At 70.0% G+C, this 22534-nt stretch carries 25 protein-coding genes; 18 read left to right on the top strand and 7 right to left on the bottom strand.

What is annotated here, in order from left to right:
• Positions 1 to 8 precede the first annotated feature (8 nt).
• From HRC28_RS04300 to HRC28_RS04280, 5 genes are all read left to right on the top strand, one after another.
• Positions 9 to 707 carry a hypothetical protein gene (locus HRC28_RS04300; protein ID WP_182378946.1) on the top strand — a complete coding sequence of 233 codons (699 nt, stop codon included), beginning with the start codon at positions 9 to 11 and terminating at the stop codon, positions 705 to 707.
• 342 nt (positions 708 to 1049) lie between these two features.
• Positions 1050 to 1595, top strand: a complete 546-nt coding sequence (locus HRC28_RS04295; RefSeq protein WP_182378945.1) for a C40 family peptidase — start codon at positions 1050 to 1052, stop codon at positions 1593 to 1595.
• Positions 1596 to 1681: 86 nt separating this feature from the next.
• Positions 1682 to 2527: a hypothetical protein gene (locus HRC28_RS04290; protein WP_182378944.1), complete on the top strand. Its 846-nt coding sequence runs from the start codon at positions 1682 to 1684 to the stop codon at positions 2525 to 2527.
• 179 nt (positions 2528 to 2706) lie between these two features.
• Complete coding sequence (locus HRC28_RS04285; RefSeq protein WP_182378943.1) at positions 2707 to 3672, top strand: nuclear transport factor 2 family protein; 966 nt, start codon at positions 2707 to 2709, stop codon at positions 3670 to 3672.
• Complete coding sequence (locus HRC28_RS04280) at positions 3669 to 3962, top strand: DUF4031 domain-containing protein (RefSeq protein ID WP_182378942.1); 294 nt, start codon at positions 3669 to 3671, stop codon at positions 3960 to 3962. The genes HRC28_RS04285 and HRC28_RS04280 overlap by 4 nt, the downstream gene beginning before the upstream one ends.
• Here the strand turns inward: HRC28_RS04280 and HRC28_RS04275 are convergent.
• Positions 3949 to 4764, bottom strand: coding sequence for a crotonase/enoyl-CoA hydratase family protein (locus tag HRC28_RS04275; RefSeq protein ID WP_182378941.1), 816 nt, complete (start codon positions 4762 to 4764; stop codon positions 3949 to 3951). The two genes, HRC28_RS04280 and HRC28_RS04275, sit on opposite strands and share 14 nt — an antisense overlap.
• Positions 4764 to 5831 (bottom strand): LLM class F420-dependent oxidoreductase, encoded by a 1068-nt coding sequence (locus tag HRC28_RS04270; RefSeq protein WP_182378940.1) that lies wholly within the window; start codon positions 5829 to 5831, stop codon positions 4764 to 4766. Before HRC28_RS04270 ends, HRC28_RS04275 begins: the two co-directional genes overlap by 1 nt.
• Positions 5832 to 5917: 86 nt before the next feature.
• Here HRC28_RS04270 and HRC28_RS04265 point away from each other — a divergent pair, with 86 nt between their 5' ends.
• A complete protein-coding gene (locus tag HRC28_RS04265; protein WP_237111692.1) occupies positions 5918 to 8764 on the top strand; it encodes an FAD-binding and (Fe-S)-binding domain-containing protein in 2847 nt (948 codons plus the stop codon).
• 6 nt (positions 8765 to 8770) lie between these two features.
• On the opposite strand, the gene HRC28_RS04260 is transcribed toward HRC28_RS04265, so the two are convergent.
• On the bottom strand, positions 8771 to 9916 hold the full coding sequence (locus HRC28_RS04260; RefSeq protein ID WP_182378939.1) for a VCBS repeat-containing protein: 1146 nt from the start codon (positions 9914 to 9916) through the stop codon (positions 8771 to 8773).
• 113 nt (positions 9917 to 10029) lie between these two features.
• On the opposite strand from HRC28_RS04260, the gene ribA reads away from it, so the two are divergent.
• Both ribA and HRC28_RS04250 read left to right on the top strand, forming a co-directional pair.
• Positions 10030 to 10713, top strand: a complete 684-nt coding sequence (gene ribA / locus HRC28_RS04255; RefSeq protein WP_182378938.1) for a GTP cyclohydrolase II — start codon at positions 10030 to 10032, stop codon at positions 10711 to 10713.
• Between the two features lie 4 nt (positions 10714 to 10717).
• Positions 10718 to 11188: a MarR family transcriptional regulator gene (locus tag HRC28_RS04250; RefSeq protein WP_202033224.1), complete on the top strand. Its 471-nt coding sequence runs from the start codon at positions 10718 to 10720 to the stop codon at positions 11186 to 11188.
• Between the two features lie 14 nt (positions 11189 to 11202).
• On the opposite strand, the gene HRC28_RS04245 is transcribed toward HRC28_RS04250, so the two are convergent.
• The 3 genes from HRC28_RS04245 to HRC28_RS04235 all read right to left on the bottom strand — a co-directional run bounded on the left by HRC28_RS04245 (position 11203) and on the right by HRC28_RS04235 (position 13364).
• Positions 11203 to 11814, bottom strand: a complete 612-nt coding sequence (locus HRC28_RS04245) for a hypothetical protein (protein ID WP_182378937.1) — start codon at positions 11812 to 11814, stop codon at positions 11203 to 11205.
• A gap of 159 nt (positions 11815 to 11973) precedes the next feature.
• Positions 11974 to 12603, bottom strand: a complete 630-nt coding sequence (locus HRC28_RS04240) for a 3-oxoacid CoA-transferase subunit B (protein ID WP_182378936.1) — start codon at positions 12601 to 12603, stop codon at positions 11974 to 11976.
• Positions 12600 to 13364: a CoA transferase subunit A gene (locus HRC28_RS04235; protein ID WP_182378935.1), complete on the bottom strand. Its 765-nt coding sequence runs from the start codon at positions 13362 to 13364 to the stop codon at positions 12600 to 12602. The genes HRC28_RS04240 and HRC28_RS04235 overlap by 4 nt, the downstream gene beginning before the upstream one ends.
• Positions 13365 to 13466: 102 nt before the next feature.
• On the opposite strand from HRC28_RS04235, the gene HRC28_RS04230 reads away from it, so the two are divergent.
• The 10 genes from HRC28_RS04230 to HRC28_RS04200 all read left to right on the top strand — a co-directional run bounded on the left by HRC28_RS04230 (position 13467) and on the right by HRC28_RS04200 (position 20457).
• Positions 13467 to 14228 carry an IclR family transcriptional regulator gene (locus HRC28_RS04230; protein WP_202033223.1) on the top strand — a complete coding sequence of 254 codons (762 nt, stop codon included), beginning with the start codon at positions 13467 to 13469 and terminating at the stop codon, positions 14226 to 14228.
• Between the two features lie 114 nt (positions 14229 to 14342).
• Positions 14343 to 14477, top strand: coding sequence for a hypothetical protein (locus tag HRC28_RS25580; protein WP_272902667.1), 135 nt, complete (start codon positions 14343 to 14345; stop codon positions 14475 to 14477).
• Positions 14478 to 14598: 121 nt separating this feature from the next.
• Positions 14599 to 14733 carry a hypothetical protein gene (locus HRC28_RS25575; protein WP_272902666.1) on the top strand — a complete coding sequence of 45 codons (135 nt, stop codon included), beginning with the start codon at positions 14599 to 14601 and terminating at the stop codon, positions 14731 to 14733.
• A 16-nt stretch (positions 14734 to 14749) separates the two neighbouring features.
• On the top strand, positions 14750 to 15595 hold the full coding sequence (locus tag HRC28_RS04225) for an SDR family NAD(P)-dependent oxidoreductase (RefSeq protein WP_182378934.1): 846 nt from the start codon (positions 14750 to 14752) through the stop codon (positions 15593 to 15595).
• Positions 15596 to 15605: 10 nt separating this feature from the next.
• Positions 15606 to 16145: a gamma carbonic anhydrase family protein gene (locus HRC28_RS04220; protein ID WP_182378933.1), complete on the top strand. Its 540-nt coding sequence runs from the start codon at positions 15606 to 15608 to the stop codon at positions 16143 to 16145.
• 14 nt (positions 16146 to 16159) lie between these two features.
• Positions 16160 to 16984, top strand: coding sequence for an arylamine N-acetyltransferase (locus HRC28_RS04215; RefSeq protein ID WP_182378932.1), 825 nt, complete (start codon positions 16160 to 16162; stop codon positions 16982 to 16984).
• 144 nt (positions 16985 to 17128) lie between these two features.
• A complete protein-coding gene (locus HRC28_RS25570) occupies positions 17129 to 17263 on the top strand; it encodes a hypothetical protein (RefSeq protein ID WP_272902665.1) in 135 nt (44 codons plus the stop codon).
• A 55-nt stretch (positions 17264 to 17318) separates the two neighbouring features.
• Positions 17319 to 18380 (top strand): enoyl-CoA hydratase/isomerase family protein, encoded by a 1062-nt coding sequence (locus tag HRC28_RS04210; RefSeq protein WP_182378931.1) that lies wholly within the window; start codon positions 17319 to 17321, stop codon positions 18378 to 18380.
• A 21-nt stretch (positions 18381 to 18401) separates the two neighbouring features.
• Positions 18402 to 19253, top strand: coding sequence for a prolyl oligopeptidase family serine peptidase (locus HRC28_RS04205; RefSeq protein WP_202033222.1), 852 nt, complete (start codon positions 18402 to 18404; stop codon positions 19251 to 19253).
• A 34-nt stretch (positions 19254 to 19287) separates the two neighbouring features.
• Complete coding sequence (locus tag HRC28_RS04200; protein WP_182378930.1) at positions 19288 to 20457, top strand: MFS transporter; 1170 nt, start codon at positions 19288 to 19290, stop codon at positions 20455 to 20457.
• An 11-nt stretch (positions 20458 to 20468) separates the two neighbouring features.
• On the opposite strand, the gene HRC28_RS04195 is transcribed toward HRC28_RS04200, so the two are convergent.
• A complete protein-coding gene (locus HRC28_RS04195; RefSeq protein ID WP_182378929.1) occupies positions 20469 to 22496 on the bottom strand; it encodes an MMPL family transporter in 2028 nt (675 codons plus the stop codon).
• Positions 22497 to 22534 lie beyond the last annotated feature (38 nt).

Raw genomic sequence — 22534 nt, 5'->3', positions numbered from 1 at the left:
CTGAAATCATGACCGAGAACAGCGTCGACATCCTGGCCGACAGCATCACCCAGACCCACGACGTGCTCGCCGAGCGACTGGCCCGGGCCATCGCCTGCCGACCGACGCGCGAGCGGCCCCGGGACCGGCTGGCCGCCACCGATCCCTTCCTCGCGAGTTGCAGTCGCCACGTCTCGGCTGCCAATGCCGTGCTGGCGCCGACCGCGCGCCGCCACCTCGCCCACGGGAGCCGCCGGGCACAGGAGTTCGCCCACGAGAGCCGACGCCTGGAGGTCGCCCTGGCCCAGGTCAAGGGCAAGCTCTACGGCTCCACCTTCGTCGTACGACGTCCGTGGTCGTCGATCTGGGAGGAAGTCGAGGACGCGCTCGGCCAGTTCCGGGCGCTCGAGGAGCAACTGGCTGACGACCTGGTCGCGACCGAGGCGGGGCCGGACACCGACGCGCTCGCCGAACGCCTCTACCGGGCCGAGCAGCGGGTGCCGACCCGACCGCACCCCTACCTGCCGCACCTGGGCCTGCGCGGCCGGATGGCGCGGCGGATCGCGGTCCGGGTGGACCGGTTCTGGGACACGGCCGAGGGCCGGATGGTCCCGGAACCGGTGCGACCGCACCGTTCCAGGGACGGCCGGATGACGCAGTTCCTGCTGGCCGATCCGCACGCGACGGCGAGCCCTGCTAGCACTGGCAAGCAGACCACTACCGACTGAACACAGCGCAAACGAGCGCCGGGTTACGCTCAATTCCGGGTGACAGGCGCCACGTAGCAATCGTGACCGGCGCCACTGCGCTAACTATTGCAAGCATGCGAAATTTGGAGTGTCAGACCTTCCCGACCTGGGGAGGCCGCCCACGCCGCGCTGAGGCCCGCGACGACGTGGAGCGACATCGCACAACGATGAAGTAGTCGCGGGCACGGGAGAACCAATCAGCACCGCCGGACCGCCCACGAGGGCGAACCGGCTCGGGGCGAAGGAACGAGAGTTCCTGGACATCAGCAGTCCAAGCCCGACAGGTCACCTTTCGAAAGCGTCGCTGTTGGAGACACTCCGATGTCCACCACCCTTTCGCGCGTCAGCGCACGCCTACTCGTCGTACCGCTTGCCGCTTCGCTGCTCGTCTTCGCACCGAGCGACACCGCGCACGCCGACGAGTCCCTCGCTCCGGCTCCCGTGGTCAGCACGTCCACCGCGGCCGAGCCGGTCGCGGCACCCGCCCCGGTCGTCAAGAAGAAGATCAAGAAGAAGAAGCTCGCCGTCGGCCGGCGCGCCCTGAAGGTCGCCAAGACCCGCGCCGGCAGGCCTTACGTGTACGGCGCCAACGGTCCGAACGCGTTCGACTGCTCCGGCCTGGTGCAGTGGTCCTTCCGCAAGGTCGGCAAGAAGCTCCCCCGTACGTCGGGCGCCCAGGCCGGCGCGACGCGTCGCGTCAAGAACCCCCGTCGCGGTGACCTCGTGTTCTTCTCCAACGGTGGCCGCGTCTACCACGTCGGCATCTACGCCGGGAACCACACGATCTGGCACGCCTCGCGTCCCGGCGCTCCGGTCAAGAAGGAACGGATCTGGACGAACTCGGTCTTCTACGGCCGCGTGCGCTGATCCAGCAGTCACCACAGAACCGTCGGTGCCCCGTATGGGGAGGCACCGGCGGTTCTTCGGGTTTTCAGGTCGCATACGGTCCTCCCATGGGGCAGCACGACCGGCGGCGACGACTCGCCGGCACCGTTCTGGTGGCGCTGCTCGCCTCGGGCTGCGGCGCTTCGCCGCCCGGTGGCAACGAGCAAGAGCAAGGTGGCGGACCCCAGACGTCGGCGCCCGCGGTGCCGATCGTCACGCCGACGCCCACCGATCCGCCGACGACGGAACCGACGACGGGGCCGACCGCACCCGTCGATGACCCGCGTACCCAGAAGGCATCGAACCGCAAGCGCTACCACCGCCTGAGCGGACAGAGCTACCGCTTCGAGAACTCCTATCGCGGCCTGGACTACGCGGCGGCCCACGGCTACCTGTGGATCGACATCGACACCAACTACTGCTTCGACGACACCAGGACGAGGGCGATCCCGATCGCGACGCACTGGCGCAACGTCGACACCGAAGGCTTCGACCCGGGAGGCCGCTACCCACCGGGGACCCGGTGGTCGGACCTCACGATCAGCCAGGTGCGCGAGCTCCGGACCGCGGACAAGCGACCGTACGAGCTGGTGAAGATGGTGGACATGGTCCGATACGCCGCGCGCGTCGGCATGGAGGGCATCGAGTGGGAGGTCAAGGCAGGCGCCGCCTTCGAGAAGGTGGAGACCTACCGCGCCGTGCTGCAGGTGGCCCGCAAGCTGGGGATCACCATCGAGGTCAAGACCCTCTACGCACTCGGGGGCGCCAAGGCGTCACTGCGGCGGTTGCGCGCGGCCAAGCTGGCGGGTGCCACCACGATGCTGATCGTCACGCGCAAGCAGCCACGGATCCTGCTCAGCCCCGACCACGAGACCTTCATCGACTACGTCCGCGGCAAGTGGGGACGGGCCTGAGGTTCAGTTGATCGGTACGCCGCGGAAGTCGCCCCGGCCGAGCACCTCGAGGAACGTGTAGCGACCAAGGCAGGCGCCCACGTGAGGCTCCGAGTTGCCCATCCGAGATCCGTCCTGTGCTGGTTCCGCATGTCGTTGCCGACGTCACCGATGGTGCGTCACTGCGGCATGCTGTGCAAATGGCGGATTACCCCTTCGGTCCCCCTGCTCGCCGCAATTCGGTACTGGTGCCCCTGCTGATCGGCCTCGTCGCCATGGCCCTGGTCGCGGCCGCAGCCGTGGTCGTCGTACTGCTGGCCTGGCCGGAGGACAGCAAGGACGACGAGGGGCGTGCGTCAGACGGCACCTCGTCCGGCACCTCGTCCGCAGTGAGCAGCCGAGATCGCAACGAAGTCCGTGAGGCCGCACGCGAGGCGGCGGTCACGCTGATCGACTACGACCCCCGCACCCTGGACGGCAAGGCGGCCGCCGTCGCGGAGGTGTCGACCCCGGAGTTCGCCTCGGAAACCCTGCAGACCCTCGACCAGATCGCTCCCAGCGTCACCGAGAGCGAGGCGACCGGACGTGTCACCATCAGCGCCGACGGCATCGTGGGCATCGACGGGGACAGCGCCATCGTGCTGATGTACCTCAACCAGTTGACCACCAGGCCCGGCAGCGATCCGGTCACGACCTCGTCCGCGGCGACGATGCTGATGGCAAAGGTCGACGGTGAGTGGCTCGCCGACGGCCTCGAGGTCGACGCGGAGCTGGACGGGCCCGACGAGCGCGACGACACCCGCAACGAGGTGCTGCGAGCGGCGACCACCTTCGGGGAGGCCTTCACCGCCTTCGACCACCGCACGTTCGAGGACGACACCACCCGCGTCCTCTCGCTGTCGACCGGGGTGTTCGCACAGCAATACCGCGAAGGCCTCGCGGACCTGGAGCGCTTGTCGACCGCGTCGCAGACCGTGTCGGAGGGCGAGGCCTGGTCGTCGGGAGTTGCGGACCTGGGCGGCGATCACGCGACGGTCCTGGTCGCCACGAAGGGCACCGTCACCGACAACCGCGGCGAGTCCCAGGCCCGGAATTACCGGCTGCGGTTGATCCTGGACCTGGTCGGTGGCAAGTGGCTCGTGTCCGACGCGGAGTTCGTCTCGTGATCTACATCGACGACATGCAGCTCCCCGCACAGGTCGGCCCGGTGTACGGCGTCTGGTCCCACCTGCTGTCGGACCTGCCCGGCGAGGCCGGCACCGCCGAGCTGCTCGCCTTCGCCGAACGCCTCGGGATCGATGCCCGCTGGATCCAGAAGGCGGGTACGACGACCGAGCACTTCGACGTCCGGGAACCGACCCGGCAGCGGGCACTCGAACTCGGCGCCACCCCGATCCGGTACGGCCGGGCCGTCGCTGCGATCACCCGGGCCAAGCGCGACGTCAGCGGCCGGTGAACTCCGGAGGCCGGCGCTCCGCGAAGGAGGTCAGCGCCTCCTTCAGGTCGTCGCTGACGAGGAACGCGGCGTTCCAGGTGGCGGTGTAGCGCAGCCCTGCCTCGACCCTCGGGCCGCGCTCGGAGTCGAGGACGTCCTTGATCCCCCGGGAGACCAGCGGCGAGTTGGCGGCGATCCGGCCCGCCAGCTCGACAGCGGCGGTGCGGGCGGCGGTCGCGTCGTCGTACACGCTGTTGACCAGGCCGATCGACAGCGCCCGGGCCGCGTCGATGTCGTCGCCGGTGAGGGCCAGCTCGCGCAGGTGGCCGTCGCCGATCACGCCGACCAGGCGCTGGAGGCTGCCGAGGTCGGCGACGATCGCCATCTTGGCCTCGCGGACGCTGAACACCGCGTCGGCCGAGGCCACCCGGACGTCGCACGCCGCCGCGAGGTCGACACCGCCACCGATGCACCAGCCCGTGATGGCCGCGACGGTCGGGGTGCGGCTGTTGGCGACGGCGTCGATGCAGCCCTGCCAGCGCCGGATCATGTCCAGCAGCTCGGTCCGTCCGCCGGCATGGGTCTGCTCGAAGAGGGGTGCGAAGGTCGCGAACGCCTGGCCGAGGTCGAGGCCGAACGAGAAGTGCTTGCCGCTGCCGGTGAACACGATCGCGCGGACGTCGGGGTTCGCGTCGAGCGTCGCGACGGTGTCGGCCAGCTCAATGAAGAACTCGTCGTCCATCACGGCCTTGCCGCCGGGGCCGGCCAGGGTCACGGTGGCGACCGGGCCGTCGTACGCGAGGGTGAAGCGCGGCTCGCTCATCAGGCGCCTTCCTTCGCGTTCGTCTCGGCGACGAGTTCGGACAGGCGGCTCAACTGGCTGACTCGCTCCTCCGACGTCCCGGCGAGCGAGTTGAGCAGCAGCGTGCGGATGCCCGCGGCGTCGAACTCGGCCAGCTGGCGACGGATCGCGTCCTCGTCGCCCAGCAGCGTGACCGCTTCGATCAGGTCGTCCGGTACGACGGCCGCGGCCTCGGCCTTCTTGCCCGACAGGTAGAGGTCCTGGATGTCCTTGGCCTCGGCTTCGTAGCCGTAGCGGCAGGCGAGCTGGTTGTAGAAGTTCTTGTCCCGGGCGCCCATCCCACCGATGTAGAGCGCCAGCTGGTTGCGGACCGTCTGGATGGCCTCGGGCGAGGGCTCGCCGATGAAGTAGTGCACCTGCAACTGGATGTCGAGCTCACCGAGCGCGGGGTCGCGCTTGCTGAAACCCTCCTCGAGCGACTCGCCCCAGGCCTGCTGCGCCTTCGAGGGGTGGAAGAACAGCGGCTGCCAGCCGTTGGCCAGCTCGGCGACGAGCGCGACGTTCTTCGGGCCGAGGGCGGCGACGGAGATCGGGATGTTCGAGCGCACGGGGTGGTTGATGAGCTTGAGCGGCTTCCCGAGGCCCGAGCCGCCGTGCTCCTTGGTCAGCGGCACTGTGTAGTGCTTGCCCTCGAACTGCACGGGCTGGCGCTGCCACACCTGGCGGCAGATCTCGATCACCTCGCGCGTGCGACCCAGCGGGGCGTCGTACTTCACGCCGTGGAAGCCCTCGATGACCTGCGGTCCGCTCGCGCCCAGGCCGAGCGTGAACCGGCCGTTGGACACGAAGTCCAGGCCAGCGGCGGTCATCGCGGTCAGCGACGGGGTGCGCGTGTAGATCTGGAAGATGCCCGACATCAGCTCGAGGCGCTCGGTCTTGGCCGCGATGTAGCCGAGCTGGCTGACCGAGTCGAAGGAGTACGCCTCCGCGACGGCGACCAGGTCGAGGCCGTTGCGCTCGTACTCCTGGAGCAGTTCCACGGTCTCGGCGAAGCCGCCCGAGTAGTCGATGATCATGCCGAGGCGCATGGGGTTTCCTCCGTGGATGGGTTGCTGGCGGGCCGATTCGGAGCGTAGCGGTCAGGCGGCGGGACCCGACCCGATAGATTCAGGTCGTGTCCGGAGTCGCCCAGCAGATCATCCAGCACGGGGTCTCCGACGTCACCGACGATGCGGCGGTCCTCGCCGCCTACTCCTCCGATGCGTCGCTCTACCGTGTGCTGCCCGCCGCCGTCGTGTTCCCGCACTCCGCCGAGGACGTGCGCGCCGCGCTGGCCGCTGGGCGCGCCCTGGGCTTGCCGGTCACCTGCCGAGGTGCCGGTACGTCGGTCGCAGGCAACGCGATCGGGCGCGGCCTCGTCATCGACTTCAGCCGCCACATGAACCAGGTCATCTCGATCGACCCCGTCGCGGAGACCGCCGTCGTGCAGCCGGGCGTGATCCAGGCCGCCCTGCAGAAGGCGGCCGCCCCGCACGGGTTGCGGTTCGGGCCGGACCCGTCGACCAGTTCGCGCTGCACCATCGGCGGAATGATCGGGAACGACGCGTGTGGCGCGCGGTCCCTGGCCTACGGCCGGACCTCGCACAACGTCGTGGGGCTGCGCGCACTGCTGGCGGACGGCTCGGACCTGGTCACGGGCTATGCGGAATCAGGGACGCCGGAGTCCACGGGGTCGGTGCTGGAGGACCTGCGGGCCGTCATCGCCGGCGACCTCGCGACCGCCCGCACCGAGTTCGGCACCTTCGGCCGCCACGTGTCCGGCATCGCCGTGGACCGCCTGGTGCCCGAGAACGGCTTCGACGTGACCCGCGCCCTGGTCGGCTCCGAGGGCACCCTGGCCGTGATCACCGAGGCGACCGTGCGTCTCGTGCGCACCCCCGCCGCTCGATCGCTGGTCGTGCTCGGCTTCGCCGACTTCCCGACCGCCGGCTTCGCGACTCCGGCCGTGCTGGACTTCAAGCCCTCGGCCTGCGAAGGACTCGACCGGCGGATCGTCGACGTCATCATCGAGCGCCGCGGTCCCGACGCCGTGCCGGCGCTGCCCGCCGGCGACGCGTGGATGTTCATCGAGATCTCCGGCGACTCCCCCGACGACGTACGACGACAGGCCGGCCGGCTCGCTGAGGCGGGACTCGGGCTCTCCGCACTCGTCGTGGAGGACGGCGCGGAGATCGAGCGCCTGTGGCAGATCCGTGCCGACGGCGCCGGCCTGGCCGGGCGCGCACCCTCCGGGCTACCGGCCTGGGCCGGGTGGGAGGACACCGCCGTACCGCCGGAACACCTCGGTACGTACCTCACCGGGTTCGAGGCGCTGCTCGAGCGCCATCACCTGACCGCGATGCCGTTCGGCCACTTCGGCGAGGGCTGCATCCACGTCCGGATGGACTTCCCGTTCGGCGATCCTGACGGCCCCGAGCGCTACCGCGCGTTCATCGAGGAAGCGGCCGACCTGGTCGCGTCCCTCGGTGGATCGCTGTCCGGTGAACACGGCGACGGCCGGGCCCGGAGCGAGTGGCTGCCGAAGATGTACTCCCCCGCGGCGATCGCGTTGATGGGCGCGGTGAAGCACGCCTTCGACCCGACGACCCTGCTCAACCCCGGCATCCTCGTCGACCCGGTCTCCAGCACCGCGGACCTCCGCTACTCGTCCTCGGCGCGACTGACGAAGGGCCTCGCCCTGGCCTACGCCAGCGACGGCGGCGACTTCGGCCAGGCCGTGCACCGGTGCACGGGCGTCGGCAAGTGCCGCGCCGACAACTCCGGTTCGGGCGGCGTGATGTGCCCGTCGTACCAGGCGACGAAGGAGGAGATCCACTCCACCCGCGGCCGCGCTCGTCTGCTGCAGGAGATCGTCAACGGCGAGAGCGACATCTCCTGGTCCTCGCCTGCCGTACACGAGGCACTCGACCTCTGCCTGTCCTGCAAGGGCTGCGCGTCGGACTGTCCGACCGGCACCGACATGGCCAGCTACAAGGCCGAAGTTCTGCACCAGACCTACAAGCGCAAACTGCGCCCGCGCACGCACTACTCCGTCGGCTGGCTGCCGCGGTGGGCGAAGGCCGGCTCGGCGACGCCCGGCCTGGCCAACAAGATGATGAGCTGGTCGGCGGTACGCATCCCTGCGTTGAAGGCCGCGGGCGTGGACACGCGTCGGCAGATGCCGGCGTTCGCCCAGCACACATTCAGGAAGACTTTCCGCCGTAGTTTCGGGGCTTCCGGGACTTCTGCGGCAACGTCCGGCGGGAACCCGGTCGTCGTGTTCGTGGACTCGTTCACCAACCACTTCGCCCCGCAGGTTGCCGATGCGACCGTGGCGGTGCTGCGCTCTGCTGGATTCGAGCCGCGGATCACCCGCCACCAGGAGTGCTGTGGCCTGCCGTGGATCAGCACCGGCCAGCTCGACGGTGCCGCCAAGCGACTGCGGTCGATGGTCGACGCACTGGCTGCTGATGCACTGGCCGGCGTCCCGATCGTCGGCATCGAGCCGTCGTGCACCGCCGTCCTGCGCCACGAGCTCACCGAGCTGGTGCCGGGAGCGGAAGCCGCGGCCGTGTCGAAGGCGACGGTGACGCTGGCGGAGTTCCTCGCGAAGGAGCCGGACTGGACGCCGCCCGACCTGAGCGGGGTGTCCGTGGTCGCGCAGCCGCACTGCCACCACCACGCGATCATGGGTTGGTCGACCGATCGCGCGCTCCTCGAGAAGGCCGGCGCCACCGTCGAAGCCGTGGCCGGCTGCTGCGGCATGGCCGGCAACTTCGGGGTCGAGAAGGGCCACTACGAGGTGTCCGTCGCCATCGCGGAGGCCAACCTGCTGCCCGCCGTACGACGGCCCGCGGATGCCGCCCGCGAGCGCGTCGTCCTCGCCGACGGGTTCTCCTGCCGCACCCAGCTCGACGAGCTCGCCCCCGAGGCAGCACCGCTGCACCTGGCCGAACTACTGGCCAGCCGGATGCAGCGGTGACCTCCGTCAGGGAGTGGTGTTCGGCAGGACGGTGATCGACCCGGGGCTGACGACAGCGATGTCGGTGTCGCCGTCCTCGTCGTAGTCGGCCAGGACCGGGTTCTGCGGGAACGCAGCGGTGCTGAAGGTGCCGACCTTCCTCATGCCGGGCGTGCCGTTCCCGGCGAGCACCGTGAGGGTGCCGGCGGCGGGGTTGGCCAGCGAAGAGACCACCAGGTCCTGGCGACCGTCGCTGTCGAAGTCCGCGACGGCGGCGCTGGTCGGTCCGGGACCACCGAACTGGAAGGAGCTCGGGACGTAGGACCGGAACTTCCCCGTGCCATCGGTGAGACCGGTGGCGAGGGAGAAGCTGAAGGAGCCGACGACGGCACCGTCGTCGTACCCGTCGCCGTCGAGGTCGATGGCCGCGACGTCCTCGGGGATGAAGGACGTGCCATACAGGGCGCCGGTCTTCGTGAAGCTGCCGTTGCCGTTGCCGGTGAGCGCGAACAGGGTGCTCGAGCCTCCGTCGATCGCGAACAGGTCCGGCGTGACGCCCGGGTCGAGGTGCGCGACAGCGATCGCCGAGAGCACGAACGCGCCCGAGACCTGCGTCGTGGGCCCGACCGTGAAGGTGCCCGACCCGTTGTTGAGCAGCGTCTGGATCGCCGTGAACGTAGGGGCCACGACGTCGAGGTCCCCGTCGCTGTCGAGATCGACCAGGAGGGGCTGGACCTGGCCGCCCAGCGTGAGCGGGTAGCTGCCGATCTGGCTGAATCCTCCCGCTCCGTTGCCCTGAAGGATGCGCGCCTCGGAGACGGTCATGGCGACGAGGTCCGCGTCGCCGTCGCCGGTGACGTCACCAAGGTCGAGGCCCTGCGTCTGGGTCGTGCCCGCCACCTTCGTGGCCGCGTCGAACGTGCCGTTGCCGTTGCCGAGGGAGACCCGGATGTCGCCGAAGGTGAAGTCGCCGATGCTCACCAGGTCGACATGGCCGTCGCCGTCGACGTCGGCCGTTGCAGCCGGGCGTGGCGCCGGGCCCGGACCGAGCGAGTTGTCGAGTTGGCTGGTGAGCGGAGCGCCGAACCAGGCGGCAGCCATGGCGGGACTGGTGGCCGCGACCAGGAGACCAGCGGTGACGGATGCGCCAAGTGAAAGGGTAACGTTTCTCATGATGGTGACGCTAGGTCCGCTCATCCATGACCGACAAGGTGCCTTTTCGGATCGTTCGACGAAGAATTTCCTCGAAACGGAATATTTGAAGTCTCAAGTGTCTTGGTTCGATCATGGCCGCCGAACTCCTGCACGTCAGCTCCGCCCCGACCCTGCCTGCCGCCACGGTCCGGACCCAGGTCACCGTGCCCCTGCGCTTCGCCGACGGATACGCGACGTCGGCCGCGGTCAGCACCTTCACCGGCCTCGCTGACGAGAAGGAGCACCTGCTGCTCGGCCTCGGCGACTGGCAGGGGGCACTGCGCCGCTCCGCACTGGGCGGCCCGGCTCCGCTGGTCCGTCCGCACAGCGAGTGCCTGACCGGCGACGTGTTCGGGTCCGAGCGGTGCGACTGCGGCCCGCAACTGCGGGAATCGGTCGAGCGGATCAGCGAGGTCGGCGGATTCCTGCTGTACCTGCGCCAGGAAGGGCGTGGCATCGGGCTCTACGAGAAGCTGGACGCCTACGCACTTCAGGACGCCGGCCTCGACACCTACGAGGCGAACACGGCGCTGGGTCGGGACGAGGACGAGCGCGACTACACCGCCGCCGCCCAGATGCTGATCGCGGTCGGCGCCGACCGGATCCGGCTGCTGAGCAACAACCCCGACAAGGCTGCGCAGCTCGAGGACCTCGGGATCTCCGTCGCCGAACGGGTCGCCACCGGCGTACACCTGACGGACGCCAACGCGCGCTACCTCACGGCCAAGCGGGACCACACCGCGCACACCCTGGTGCTCCCCGACCTTCTAGTCTGAGCGCGTGCCCGCCGACGACGTACCCGAGCAGCCGTGGCTGACGGACGCGCAAATGGCGGCGTGGCTCCCGTTCCTCCGCACGCTTCTCCAGTTGCCCCACGAGCTGGACAAGCAGCTGCGCGAGACGGCGGGGATCAACCACGCCCACTACGGCATCCTCGCGATGCTGTCGGCGCAGGACGACGGCATGCTGTCGATGACAGCACTGGCCCAGCAGTCGGCCACGTCGCCGTCGCGGCTCTCCCATGCCGTGTCCAGCCTCGAGCAGCGCGGCTGGGTGGTCCGCAGCCAATGCACCGGGGACAAGCGGATGCAGTACGCCGCGCTGACCCCCGCTGGCCGGATCCTGCTCGATCAGGTCGCCCCCGACCATGTCGCCACCGTGCGCCGCCTGGTCTTCGATCAGCTCAGCGATGCCGACGTGGAGTCGTTGCGCAGGATCACCTCGAAGATCGTCGCCGCGATCAACGACTGATCAACGATCTGGGTTCAGGTAGCCGGAATCAGGTAGCCCGAGACGTAGACATATCCGCCCCCGTCGCCTGTCACGGCACCACCGGCCGGCAGTTGGCGCTCCAGGCTGATGACGTAGTACGAACCGGGATCGGCAAAGTCCAGCACGGGTGTCGCACCGTTGTAGAACGCGTTCCCGTTCCCGACGCCCTGGAGCGCAACCGGAATCGGGAATCCGAGTCCCCCCGTGCTGGCATTCGCGCTCAACAGCGGAGTCTGACCTGAGGGCACGTTGACGCTCGCGGAGATGAACTCGACGACGAGCCGCTTTCCAGCGGGCACCTGGAAGTTTCCAGTGTCAAGAGTGGTGCCAGCATCGGTGAGGTTGACCCTCGTTTCGAACGGCTCACGATCGTCAGCGACGGAAACGCTCCCGCTCACGCCGACATCGCCGGTCACGGGCACCGCGTTCGCGCCGGTGTTGTTGACAGCGACCGACCCGCTGACAGGGACCGGATGCGCCGCGTCGTTGGTGATGAACACGTTGAGGATGGCGCCCGCGGCATGAGCGCCGGGGCCGCCGAACAGCACACCGCCCAGGATGACGGCGAGTGTCAGCGCCAGGATCGCCCGGCCCCGACGGCGCACCAGCGCGACAGTCGATCCGATTCTCTGATTCTCGGTGAACGGTTTCATGAGGTTCTCCAGGTGGGCTGTGACGACCTGAAAGGCCGTTCCCTCCCGCACCCATCACGCTAACTCCGGTTCGGCGAACAGGGCATAGCCCGTTCGGGCCAGGTGATCAGGTCACACGCTGACGACCGGCTCCGTCTTCTCGCGCACCTCGTCCTCGGTGACACCCGGCGCGAGCTCGACCAGCTTCAGTCCATCAGCAGTCACATCGAGGACGCAGAGGTCCGTGATGATCCGCTCGACGACGCCGCGGCCGGTGTACGGCAGCGAGCACTCGTTGACGATCTTGTAGGAGCCGTCGCGGGCGACGTGCTCCATCAGCACGATCACGCGCTTGGCGCCGTGGACCAGGTCCATCGCGCCGCCCATGCCCTTGACCATCTTGCCGGGGATCATCCAGTTGGCGATGTCGCCAGCGGCCGAGACCTGCATGGCGCCGAGGATGGCGGCGTCGATCTTGCCGCCACGGATCATCCCGAAGCTGCCGGCGGAGTCGAAGAACGACGCACCGCGACGGAGGGTCACCGTCTCCTTGCCTGCGTTGATCAGGTCCGCGTCCTCTTCGCCCGCGATCGGATAGGCCCCGACGCCGAGGATGCCGTTCTCGCTCTGCAGCACCAGTTCGACGTCGTCAGCGACGTAGTTGGGGACCAGCGTCGGCAGGCCGATACCGAGGTTCACGTAGGACCCGTCGGTCAGTTCGGAGGCCGCCCGTGCGGCCATCTCCTCGCGCGTCCAGCTCATCGAACGGTCCTCTTCTCGATCCGCTTGTCGGCTGCCTCGTCGGCAGTCAGCTCGACCACCCGGTGCACGAAGACGCCCGGTGTGTGGACGTGGTTGGGCTCGAGCTCGCCGGGTTCGACGAGCTCCTCGACCTCGGCGATCGTGACCCGACCACACATCGCCGCGAGCGGGTTGAAGTTGCGTGCCGAGTCGCGGAAGACGAGGTTGCCGTGGCGGTCGCCCTTCCACGCGCGGACCAGGCCGAAGTCGGCGATGATCGCGTGCTCCAGGAGGTACTCGCGCGGACCGTCAGCGGTCTCGAAGACCTGCGTCTGCTTGGCCGGCGAGGAGACGACGACATTGCCCGCGTCGTCGTACCGCCACGGGAGGCCGCCGTCGGCGACCTGGGTGCCGACACCGGTCGGCGTGAAGAACGCCGGGATGCCGGAACCGCCTGCGCGCATCCGCTCGGCCAGCGTGCCCTGGGGAGTCAGTTCGACCTCGAGCTCACCCGAGAGGTACTGCCGCGCGAACTCCTTGTTCTCGCCGACGTACGACGACACCATCCGCCGGATCCGCCGCTTCTCGAGCAGCAGGCCCAGGCCCCAGTCGTCGACGCCGCAGTTGTTCGAGACCACTTCGAGGTCGGTCGTACCGGCCTCGAGCAGGGCGCGAATCAGCACCGAAGGGATACCGCAGAGTCCGAATCCACCGACCGCCAGCGTGGCGCCGTCGGGGATGTCCGCGAGCGCCTCGGCTGCGGATGCCACCACCTTGTCCATGATCCGATCAAAGAGGGGCACAGGCCAGTCGTCAACGGTTGACCGGTGAACCGACGGGAATCACCCGCTCAGTGAGATCCACGATCCGGTAGCGTTCACTGAGTGGACACCCCGTCGGACGTGATCGGACGCACCGGAGCCGTGCTCCGCGCGGTGTCGACCTGCGAACCCACCGGCGCCACCACCTCCGAGGTCGCCCGCCGCACCGGACTGGCCAGGCCCACCGTGCACCGGCTGCTCGCCTCCCTGCTCGGCGAGGGCCTCGTCGACCGCGACACTGCGGGCCGCTGGCTGCTCGGCCCCGAGCTGTACCTGCTCGGCACCACCGCCGCACCGCGGTACGACGTCACCGCCCTCGCCCAGCCCGTCGTACGACGACTGGCACAGGCGACCGGCGAGAGCGCCTTCTTCTCCGCCCGCCGCGGCAACGAGACGGTGTGCCTGCTGCGCGAGGACGGCAGCTTCCCGATCCGCTCGCACGTCCTCTACGAAGGCATCCGGTTCCCGCTCGGCGTGGGCACCGCCGGCCTCGCGATCCTGGCGTACCTCGGCGACAGCGAGGTCGAGGAGTACCTCGCGCGCGCCGACCTCACGACGACGTACGGCGAACAACACGGCCGCGACGCGGTGCGGGAACGCGTCGCCACCACCCGCACGCAGGGCTACGCGATCAACCCCGGCCTGATCGTCGAAGGCAGTTGGGGCATGGGCGCCGCGGTGTTCGACGCCGAGGAGAAGCCCCGCTGGGCGCTGAGCCTGACCGGGATCGAGCAGCGGTTCGGCGAGGACCGGCGCGGGGAACTCGGGGAGCTGCTGTTGCGTGCAGCCCACCAGCTCACCCGGACCCTGCGGCCTCGTACGTAGGGAGCCGAAATGGGTGTCCAACTCAGTAGGACTACGGGTGTCCCGCGGCGGGAGGAAGCGCACCATCGAAGAGTGCTCATCACGGAGCACCCCTCCGCAGGAAGGAGGCCTGTCATGACCTGGCACACCTCAACCACCACGAAGTCCGAACTGAACCAACTGCTCGCCCAGATCCGGCACCAGGGCGGGACGGTGGCGAGTTGCCACCAGTGCACGGCCGGCCTCGAGATCACCTGGTTCACCCTCTGACCGGGCATCCTTGCGGCGCGTTCTACTGACCGGAACGACGCAGCCGCCATGCAACGTCGGGAGGCGCACCATCGGAAATGTGCTCATCACGGAGCACCCCTCCGCAGGAAGGAGGCCTGTCATGACCTGGCACACCTCAACCACGACGAAGTCCGAGCTGCACGACCTGCTCGCCCAGATCCGGCACCAGGGCGGAACCGTGGCGAGCTGCCACCGGTGCACGGCCGGCCTCGAGATCACCTGGTTCACGCTCTGACCTCTACGCTCCGGGGGTGACTTCACCCCGACCCGCTGCCGTTGTCACGGGCGCCGGCCCCGGATCGATCGGAGCGGCCGTCGCCGACAAGCTCGCCGCGGCCGGGTACGACGTCACGGTGACGACCCGCACGCAGCCGGTGGCCGACCACCGCTGGCACGCGCTCGACCTCGCCGATCGCACCTCCGTCGCCGCCTTCGCCCACTGGTACGACGACCAGGGCGCCGAGCTCGACCTGCTGGTCAACTGCGCGGGCATCCACCTCGACCTCGGGTCGCGCTGGAAGGAGCCGCAACTGCTGGACGGGCACGAGATCCACTGGCGGACGAACTATCTCGGCACCGTCGACCTCACCCGTGCCCTGCTCCCGCGGCTCCTGGCTGCGACCGATGCGCGCGGCACGGCCGGCGTACTCCATGTCGTGTCGAAGCTGCACGAACGCGGAGTCGCCGCGGCTCTCGTCGACGAGGAGTGGGACTACGACTCGTGGGTGGCCTACGGGAGTTCGAAGCTGGCGCTCGTGCATGACGCAGCCGGGTTGGCGGACGAGTACGGCACGCGCGGCCTGCGCGCGATCGCGATGCACCCGGGCGCGGTGTCCACCAACATCGCGGACCGCGGCCTCGAGACGCGGCCCGTGCTGCGGCGGTTGCGCAACCTCGCTCGTCCCCTCGAACGCCGCACCCTGATGCGACCCACCGAGTCCGCCGAGCTCCTCGTCCGGCTGGCCACCGACCCGGCCATCACCTCCGGGTACTTCCACAAGTCCCGCCCCGCCGACCCGGCACCGCTGGCCACCGACCTCGCCCTGCGCGCCCGCCTGCTGGCCACGACCGACGAATGGCTGGCGGCCGCCCGATAGCGTGCGACCCGTGTTCGCATACGAGTTCGAGGGCAAGGCCCCCACGGTCCACCCGGAGGCGTTCGTCGCCCCGACCGCCACCCTGATCGGCGACGTGACGATCGAGAAGGGTGCGAGCGTCTGGTACGGCGCCGTGCTGCGCGCCGACATCTGCACGATCATCGTCCGCGAGGGCGCGAACATCCAGGACAACTCCGTCGTCCACGGTGCCCCGGGCGTCGTGGTCGAGATCGCCGCCAACGCCACCGTCGCGCACGCGTGCGTGTTCCACGGTGACCGGCTCGGCACCCAGGCCCTGCTCGGCAACACGAGCACCGTCCTGGACGGCGCGAGCATCGGGGACGGCACCCTCGTCGCCGCCGGCTCCCTCGTCACACCGGGCACCCAGATCCCCGCGGGCGTCCTCGCCGCCGGCGCACCGGCGCAGGTGAAGAAGCCGATCGAGGGCACCGGAGCCGCGTTCTGGATCGAGACCAATGCGCCGTACTACCGCGAACTGGCGGACCGCCACGTCGCCGGCATCCGTGAGGTCGACGACCACCAGGACTGACCTAGTCTCGGCTCATGAGTCCGGACTGGCAGCCTGACCAACTCGACCTCGCGGGCTACCTCGCCCGCCTCGGCCTGACCCGGCGCGAGCCGGGCCGCGAGGCACTCGACGAACTGCACGGCGCGCACGTGCGGACCTTCAGCTTCGACAACATCGACATCCTGCTCGACCAGCACCCCGGCGTCGCGCTGGAGGCGCTGAACGAGAAGTTCGTCGGCCGCGGCCGCGGCGGCTACTGCTTCGAGCACGCGACGGTGTTCGCCGCCGCCCTCGAACAACTCGGGTACGACGTCCGCCGGCACCTCGGTCGCGTCGGCGACCCGGCGAGCGGCAGCGTGCAGGGCCGCACCCACATGACCGTCGAGGTCGGGCTGGACGGCGAGCGGCTGCTCTGCGACCCGGGCTTCGGGATGAGCCTGGTCCGACCGGTGACACTCGCCGACGGAGCCGAGAGTGACCAGCACGGCTGGCCGTACCGCGTGACGCGCAACGAGGACGGCACCTGGGGTTTGCACCGGCGCCGTGAGTCCGGCTGGGAGCTGACCCACACGGTCGACGAGTTGCCCGTGCTGCCGGTCGACGTCGTGATCGGGCACCACTACACGAGCACGTTCCCGACCTCGCACTTCCGCTCCGGGCTGATGGTCACCCTGCACCAGACGGGTCGCCACATCGCGCTGACCGATTCGGCCGTGACGATACGCCGACCCGGCGACCCGACCGAGCACCACGACCTCGCCGAGGGCGAGCTCACAGCGTGGCTGCGGGAGCTCGCCGTACCGCTGAACGAGGCGGAGCAGCAGCGACTGCTCGCTCGCCTCGCGACCGTCCGGCACTAGTCAGCCGTGACCCGGACGAGGGGCCGACACCCCCCGAACGGACTAGTGAAGTCCCGCCCAACGGGGTTCGTGCTGCCTGCTGCGATGAGCGCACGATGAAGGAGTGCTCAACGTCGAGCACCCACACCCGAGAGGAGGAGCGTCATGACCTGGCACACCTCGACAACGACCAAGGCAGACCTGCAGCACCTGTTGGCCCACATCCGGCACCAGGGCGGCACCGTGGCCAGCTGCCATCAGTGCAGCGCCGGCCTGGAAGTCACCTGGTTCACGCTCTGAAGTACCGCCGGGGCCGGACGCGATCCGTCCCGAAGCTCCCGGCACAATGACGCGCATGGCGAACCCTGGCGGATCCGAACACGAGTCCCCGGTTCTTCTGCACCGTGACGGCCACGCAGCCCACGTCGTGCTCAACCGCCCTCGCGCGATCAACGCCCTCACCCACGAGATGGTCGGCATCATCACCGCCGCGCTCGAGGAGTGGGCCATCGATGACACGGTCCGGACCGTCGTACTGACGGGGGCTGGGGAACGCGGCCTCTGCGCCGGCGGCGACATCGTCGCCCTCTGGCAGGACGCCAAGGTCGGCGGGACCGACGCTGCGGCCTTCTGGGCCGACGAGTACCGCCTCAACGCGATGATCGCGGCCTATCCGAAGCCGTACGTCGCGATCATGGACGGCATCGTCCTCGGCGGCGGGATCGGCCTCTCCGCCCACGCCGGCGACCGCGTCGTCACCGAGCGCTCCGCGATCGGCATGCCCGAGACCGGCATCGGCTTCCTGCCCGACGTCGGCGGCACCTTCCTGCTCTCCCGCGCACCCGGCGAGACCGGCACCCACCTCGGCCTGACCGCAGGCTCCGTCGGCGCCGGTGACGCGATCGCGATCGGCTTCGCCGACCACTACGTCCCGACCGAACGCATCCCTGCCCTGCTGGCGGATCTGGCCGTCCGCGAGGCTGCGGTCGCCCTGGCCGCTGCGGAAGAGCCTGCGCCGGAGTCCCCTCTCGCTGCGGCCCGGCCCTGGCTGGACGCGGCGTACGCCGGCGACGACGTACTCGTCATCCTCGAACGACTGCGTGCCCTCGGCACCGACGAGGCTCTGAAGACGGCTGCCACGATCGAGGCCAAGTCACCGACCTCGGTGAAGCTCACCCTGCGCGCGCTGCGGGAAGCCGCGCAGATGGCGACGCTGCCGCCAGCACTCGACATGGAGTACCGGCTCGCCCTGGGCCTGCACGGCCACCACGACTTCGTGGAGGGCGTGCGCGCGCAGGTCGTCGACAAGGACCGGAACCCGCAGTGGGAGCCGGCAAGTCTTGACCAGGTCAGCGATGCCGACATCGCGGCCCTCTTCGAGCCGTTGGGTGAGCGCGAACTCGGCCTCGCTCCGTAGGGCAGGTGCGAGACTCGCACCGTGGATCGCCGGACGTTGCTTCGCCTCGCCGCGATGGGTAGCGCCGCTGCCGTCCTGTCCACGACCGGATGCAGCGAGGAGAACGTGCCCGTGAGTACCCCTGAGCCCGCCGACGTGGACCGCACGATCCACACGTACGGCGAGGACCCCAGCCAGTACGGCGAGTTGTACCTGCCGGCCGCGACGGCACGCGGGATCGTGGTCGTCATTCACGGTGGTTTCTGGCGGCCCGAGTACTCCGCCGAGGCGCTCGGTGCACCGCTGGCCGCCGCTCTCGCCGAACAGGGCTGGGCGGCGTGGAACCTCGAGTACCGCCGCGTCGGGAACAGGTCGGGCGGAGGCGGCGGCACGCCCGCCACCTTCGACGACGTGGCCGCGGGCATCGATCTGCTGGCCGACCTGGACGTCGACACGACGACGGTCGTCGCCCTGGGCCACAGCGCCGGCGGCCACCTCGGGGCGTGGGCGGCGGCCCGCGGCAAGCACGGTTGGGCCAACCGGGTGCCGGTGACGCACGTGATCAGCCAGGCCGGCGTACTCGACCTCCGCTCGGCCGATGCCGCAGGACTGGGCAACGGAGCGGTCCGAGGACTTCTCGGCCACCCGCCGACGACGGCCGACGCGCGCTTCGACCCTGCCCAGCAACTCCCCCTCGACGTCCCCGTCTGGTGTGTCCACGGGGACACGGATGCGAACGTGCCGCTGAGCCAGTCGGCCGAGTACGTCGACAAGGCCCGGGCTGCGGGCGCAACCGCCGAATTGGTGGAGGTGTCCGGGGACCACTTCGTGGTCATCGACCCCGGCTCAGCCGCGTGGGCGCGCCAACTGGAGATCCTCGACACGATCGCCTGAGCGCCCCTTCCGGCCTCCCGCGTAGTCTCCGGTGGTGTCATCGACCCCTCGCCGCGGCCATCTGCCCGCGGTCGTGACGCTCCTCTTCGTCGCCGGCTGGGCGACCAACCACTTCGCCGCGATGATCCCGGTGCTCCGCGATCGGGAAGGCCTGTCGGCCACCGTGCTGGCCGGCGCGTTCGGTGTCTACGCGCTCGGCCTCCTCCCCGGGCTGCTGGGCGGTGGCGGGCTCTCGGACCGCGTCGGACGCCGACCGGTCGTCCTGACCGGGAGCGCGATCGCTGCCGCTGGAAATCTCCTGATGCTCTGCTGGCACACCGGCCCGGGTGTCTACTGCGGACGCCTGGTCGTGGGGGTCGGCGTCGGGCTCGCGATGAGTGCGGGCACGGCGTGGGCCGCGGACCTCGGGGGCCGCAGGGGTACGACGATCGCCGGAACCGCCCTGACGGCCGGGTTCGCCGGCGGGCCACTCGTGTCCGGCGTGGTCGCGCAGTTCACCCCGGGGTCCGCAGCACTCATCGTGCCGTTCGTCCTGACCATCACGCTGTCACTCGCCGCGGTCACGCTGGGATCCCGGGCGACCGCCGCGACGCCGCACTCCGCCCAGCCACAGCCACCCCGGCCACTGCCGCCACCGTCAGCGGATCACGGCGTGGGCCGTGCCCTGGTGCGCGCCGTACCGATGGCGCTGTGGGTGTTCTCCGCGGTCACCGTGCCAGTGGTCGTTCTCGCCGGCCGGGTCGGCGGCGACCACAGCGGGCCGTGGGTACCCGGGGTCGCGTCGGCACTCGCCCTGGGCGCAGGCGTGGTGGTGCAACTGACGGCCCGCCGCGCCGAATGGGGACCGCGGGCCGGCATCGTCGGCGCCGTCCTCGCTGCCAGTGGCTTCGCGCTGGCGGTGGTCGTCGACGAGCAGCGGGGCGTTGCGTTGTTCGTCGTCACAGCGGTGGTGCTCGGCTCGGCGTACGGCCTGTGCCTGCGGGCGGGCCTCGTGGATGTCGAGACCCTGACTCCGCCGGAGCATCGCGGCCTCACGATCGGCGTCTTCTACGTCTGCACCTACCTGGGCTTCGGGTTGCCCGTGCTGCTGGAGTCCCTGCGCGGTCCGGTCGGTACCGCCACTCCACTGCTCGTCCTCACCGGACTCGCGCTGTCGGCGGCGGTCCTGCGGTGGACGCAGATGCGCGCTGACAGTCGTCGCTGATCCACGCGGATTCAGTCGGTGGCCGCAGGCCACCAGAAGCGATCACCCAGCACCAGGGCGAGTGCGGGCACGAGGACGGTCCGCACGACCAGGGTGTCGAGCAGGACACCGATGCACACGATCAGGCCGAGCTGGGCGAGCACGACCAGCGGCAGAACACCGAGTACGGCGAACACCGCTCCGAGCAGGATGCCGGCGCTGGTGATGACGCCGCCCGTCGCAGCGAGGGCACGGAGCATGCCCGCCCGCGTGCCGTGGGTACGTGCCTCCTGACGCGCGCGGGTGACGAGGAAGATGTTGTAGTCCACCCCGAGCGCGACCAGGAACAGGAACGCGAACAGCGGGACGTCCGCATCGAGGGCCTCGAAGCCCAGCGGCCCGCTGAAGAGCCACCACGAGACACCCATGCTGGCGCAGTACGTCGCCAGCACCGTGGCCACCAGCAGGACCGGAGCCACCGCCGACCGGAGCAGTGTCACCAGCGCGAGCAGCACGACGAGCAGGATCAGGGGCAGGATGACGAGGCGGTCCCGCGCGGCGGCGGCGCGCTCGTCGAGGGCGGCCGCCTCGGCTCCACCGACGTGCGTGTCCGGCAGGTCCTGGACGGCGTCGCGGAGCTGCTCGACCGCTGTTCGGGCGGCGTCGGTGCCCGGGGCCGACTCCAGCACCACCTGGACCCGGGCGATGCCGTCGACCTCGTCGGTCACCCGTGCCGACGCGACCCCCGCGACACCCTCCGCAGCGGCCACGACGCGCTCGACGTCAGCTCGGGTGAGGATCTCGGTGGGGCTGGAGGACCCCGCCGGGAAGGACTCGGCCAGGCGTTCGCCGGCAGCGATGGCCTCCGGCTTGTCGAGGAACTGGTCCGCCTGGTCGAGACCGGTGTCGACCCGGAACAGCCCCACGGACAGCAGGGCCAGTGCCACCACGGCCCCGGCCGCGAGGGTGACCGGCCGCCGTTCGACGGCGTTGCCGACCTGGCGCCACAGCGAGGGTCTTTCCGTCAGGGCAGCATCGCCGAGCTTCGGCGCGCGAGGCCAGAAGATCCACCGGCCGAAGAGGACGAGCACCGCAGGCAGGACGACGAGCACGAAGAAGGCGGCCACGAGGATGCCGATCGCGCAGGCGAGTCCGAGGCCTCGCGTCGTGGGCGTCAGCGACAAGAACAGCGTCAACAGGCCGACGACCACGGTGGTGGCGCTCGCCAGGATCGGCTCGACACTGCCCCGCAGAGCCACCCCCATCGCCTCGTGGCGCGACTCCGTGCGACCGAGCTCGTCGCGGTAACGGGAGATCAGCAACAGTGCGTAGTTGGTGCCGGCCCCGAACACGAGCACCGAGAGGATGCCGATCGTCGACTCGTTCCACGCCACGTCGACGGCAGCCATCACGTGCGTGGCCAGCACGCCGGCGAGGCGATCCGCGATGCCCACCACGAGCAGCGGGATCACCCAGAGGACCGGGCTGCGGTAGGTGATGATCAGCAGGATCGCGACCACGGCCGCCGTCACGGCGAGGAGCCGGAAGTTGGCCCCTGCGAAGACCTCGGCGAGGTCGGCCTGGATCCCTGCCGGCCCGGTCACGGCGGCCGTCGTACCGTCCGGAGCCTCGTCGGCGAGCGTGTCTCGGAGCTCCTTGACCTCGTCGATGGTGGCGGTCGCGGACCCTGCGTCGATGGGGACGACGACGAAGGCGGCGGTCCCGTCCTCTGCGACGCTCAGGCTCTCCGGCGCTGCTCCGATGGACCTGGCCAGATCGGCGATGCCCGCCTGACGCGCTTCGTCGAGTCGTCCGCTGTCGGCGGTGAAGAGCACGATGGCGACGTCGCCGTCCTCCGAGCCGATCTGCTCGGCCAGCTCCGTTGCCAAGGTGCTGTCGAGACCCGCGGGCAATGAGTCGGTCGGTTGCTGGGCGCGGTCGCCCTCACTCAGCAGGCCGAGTCCGAGGACCGCGAACAACAGCGGCACGAGCGCCACCAACCACGCGGTCCGGGCGCCGGTGATGAACGACGACGGCGAACGTCGGGAGACATCGGTCATGGGAAACTCCGGGTACGACGGACGGGAGTTCGCTAATG

The sequence above is a fragment of the Nocardioides sp. WS12 genome (genome assembly GCF_014108865.1).
GTDB lineage: Bacteria > Actinomycetota > Actinomycetes > Propionibacteriales > Nocardioidaceae > Nocardioides.
Note: the sequence above shows the minus strand (reverse complement) of the source record. Positions and strands in the feature narration are given on the sequence as shown.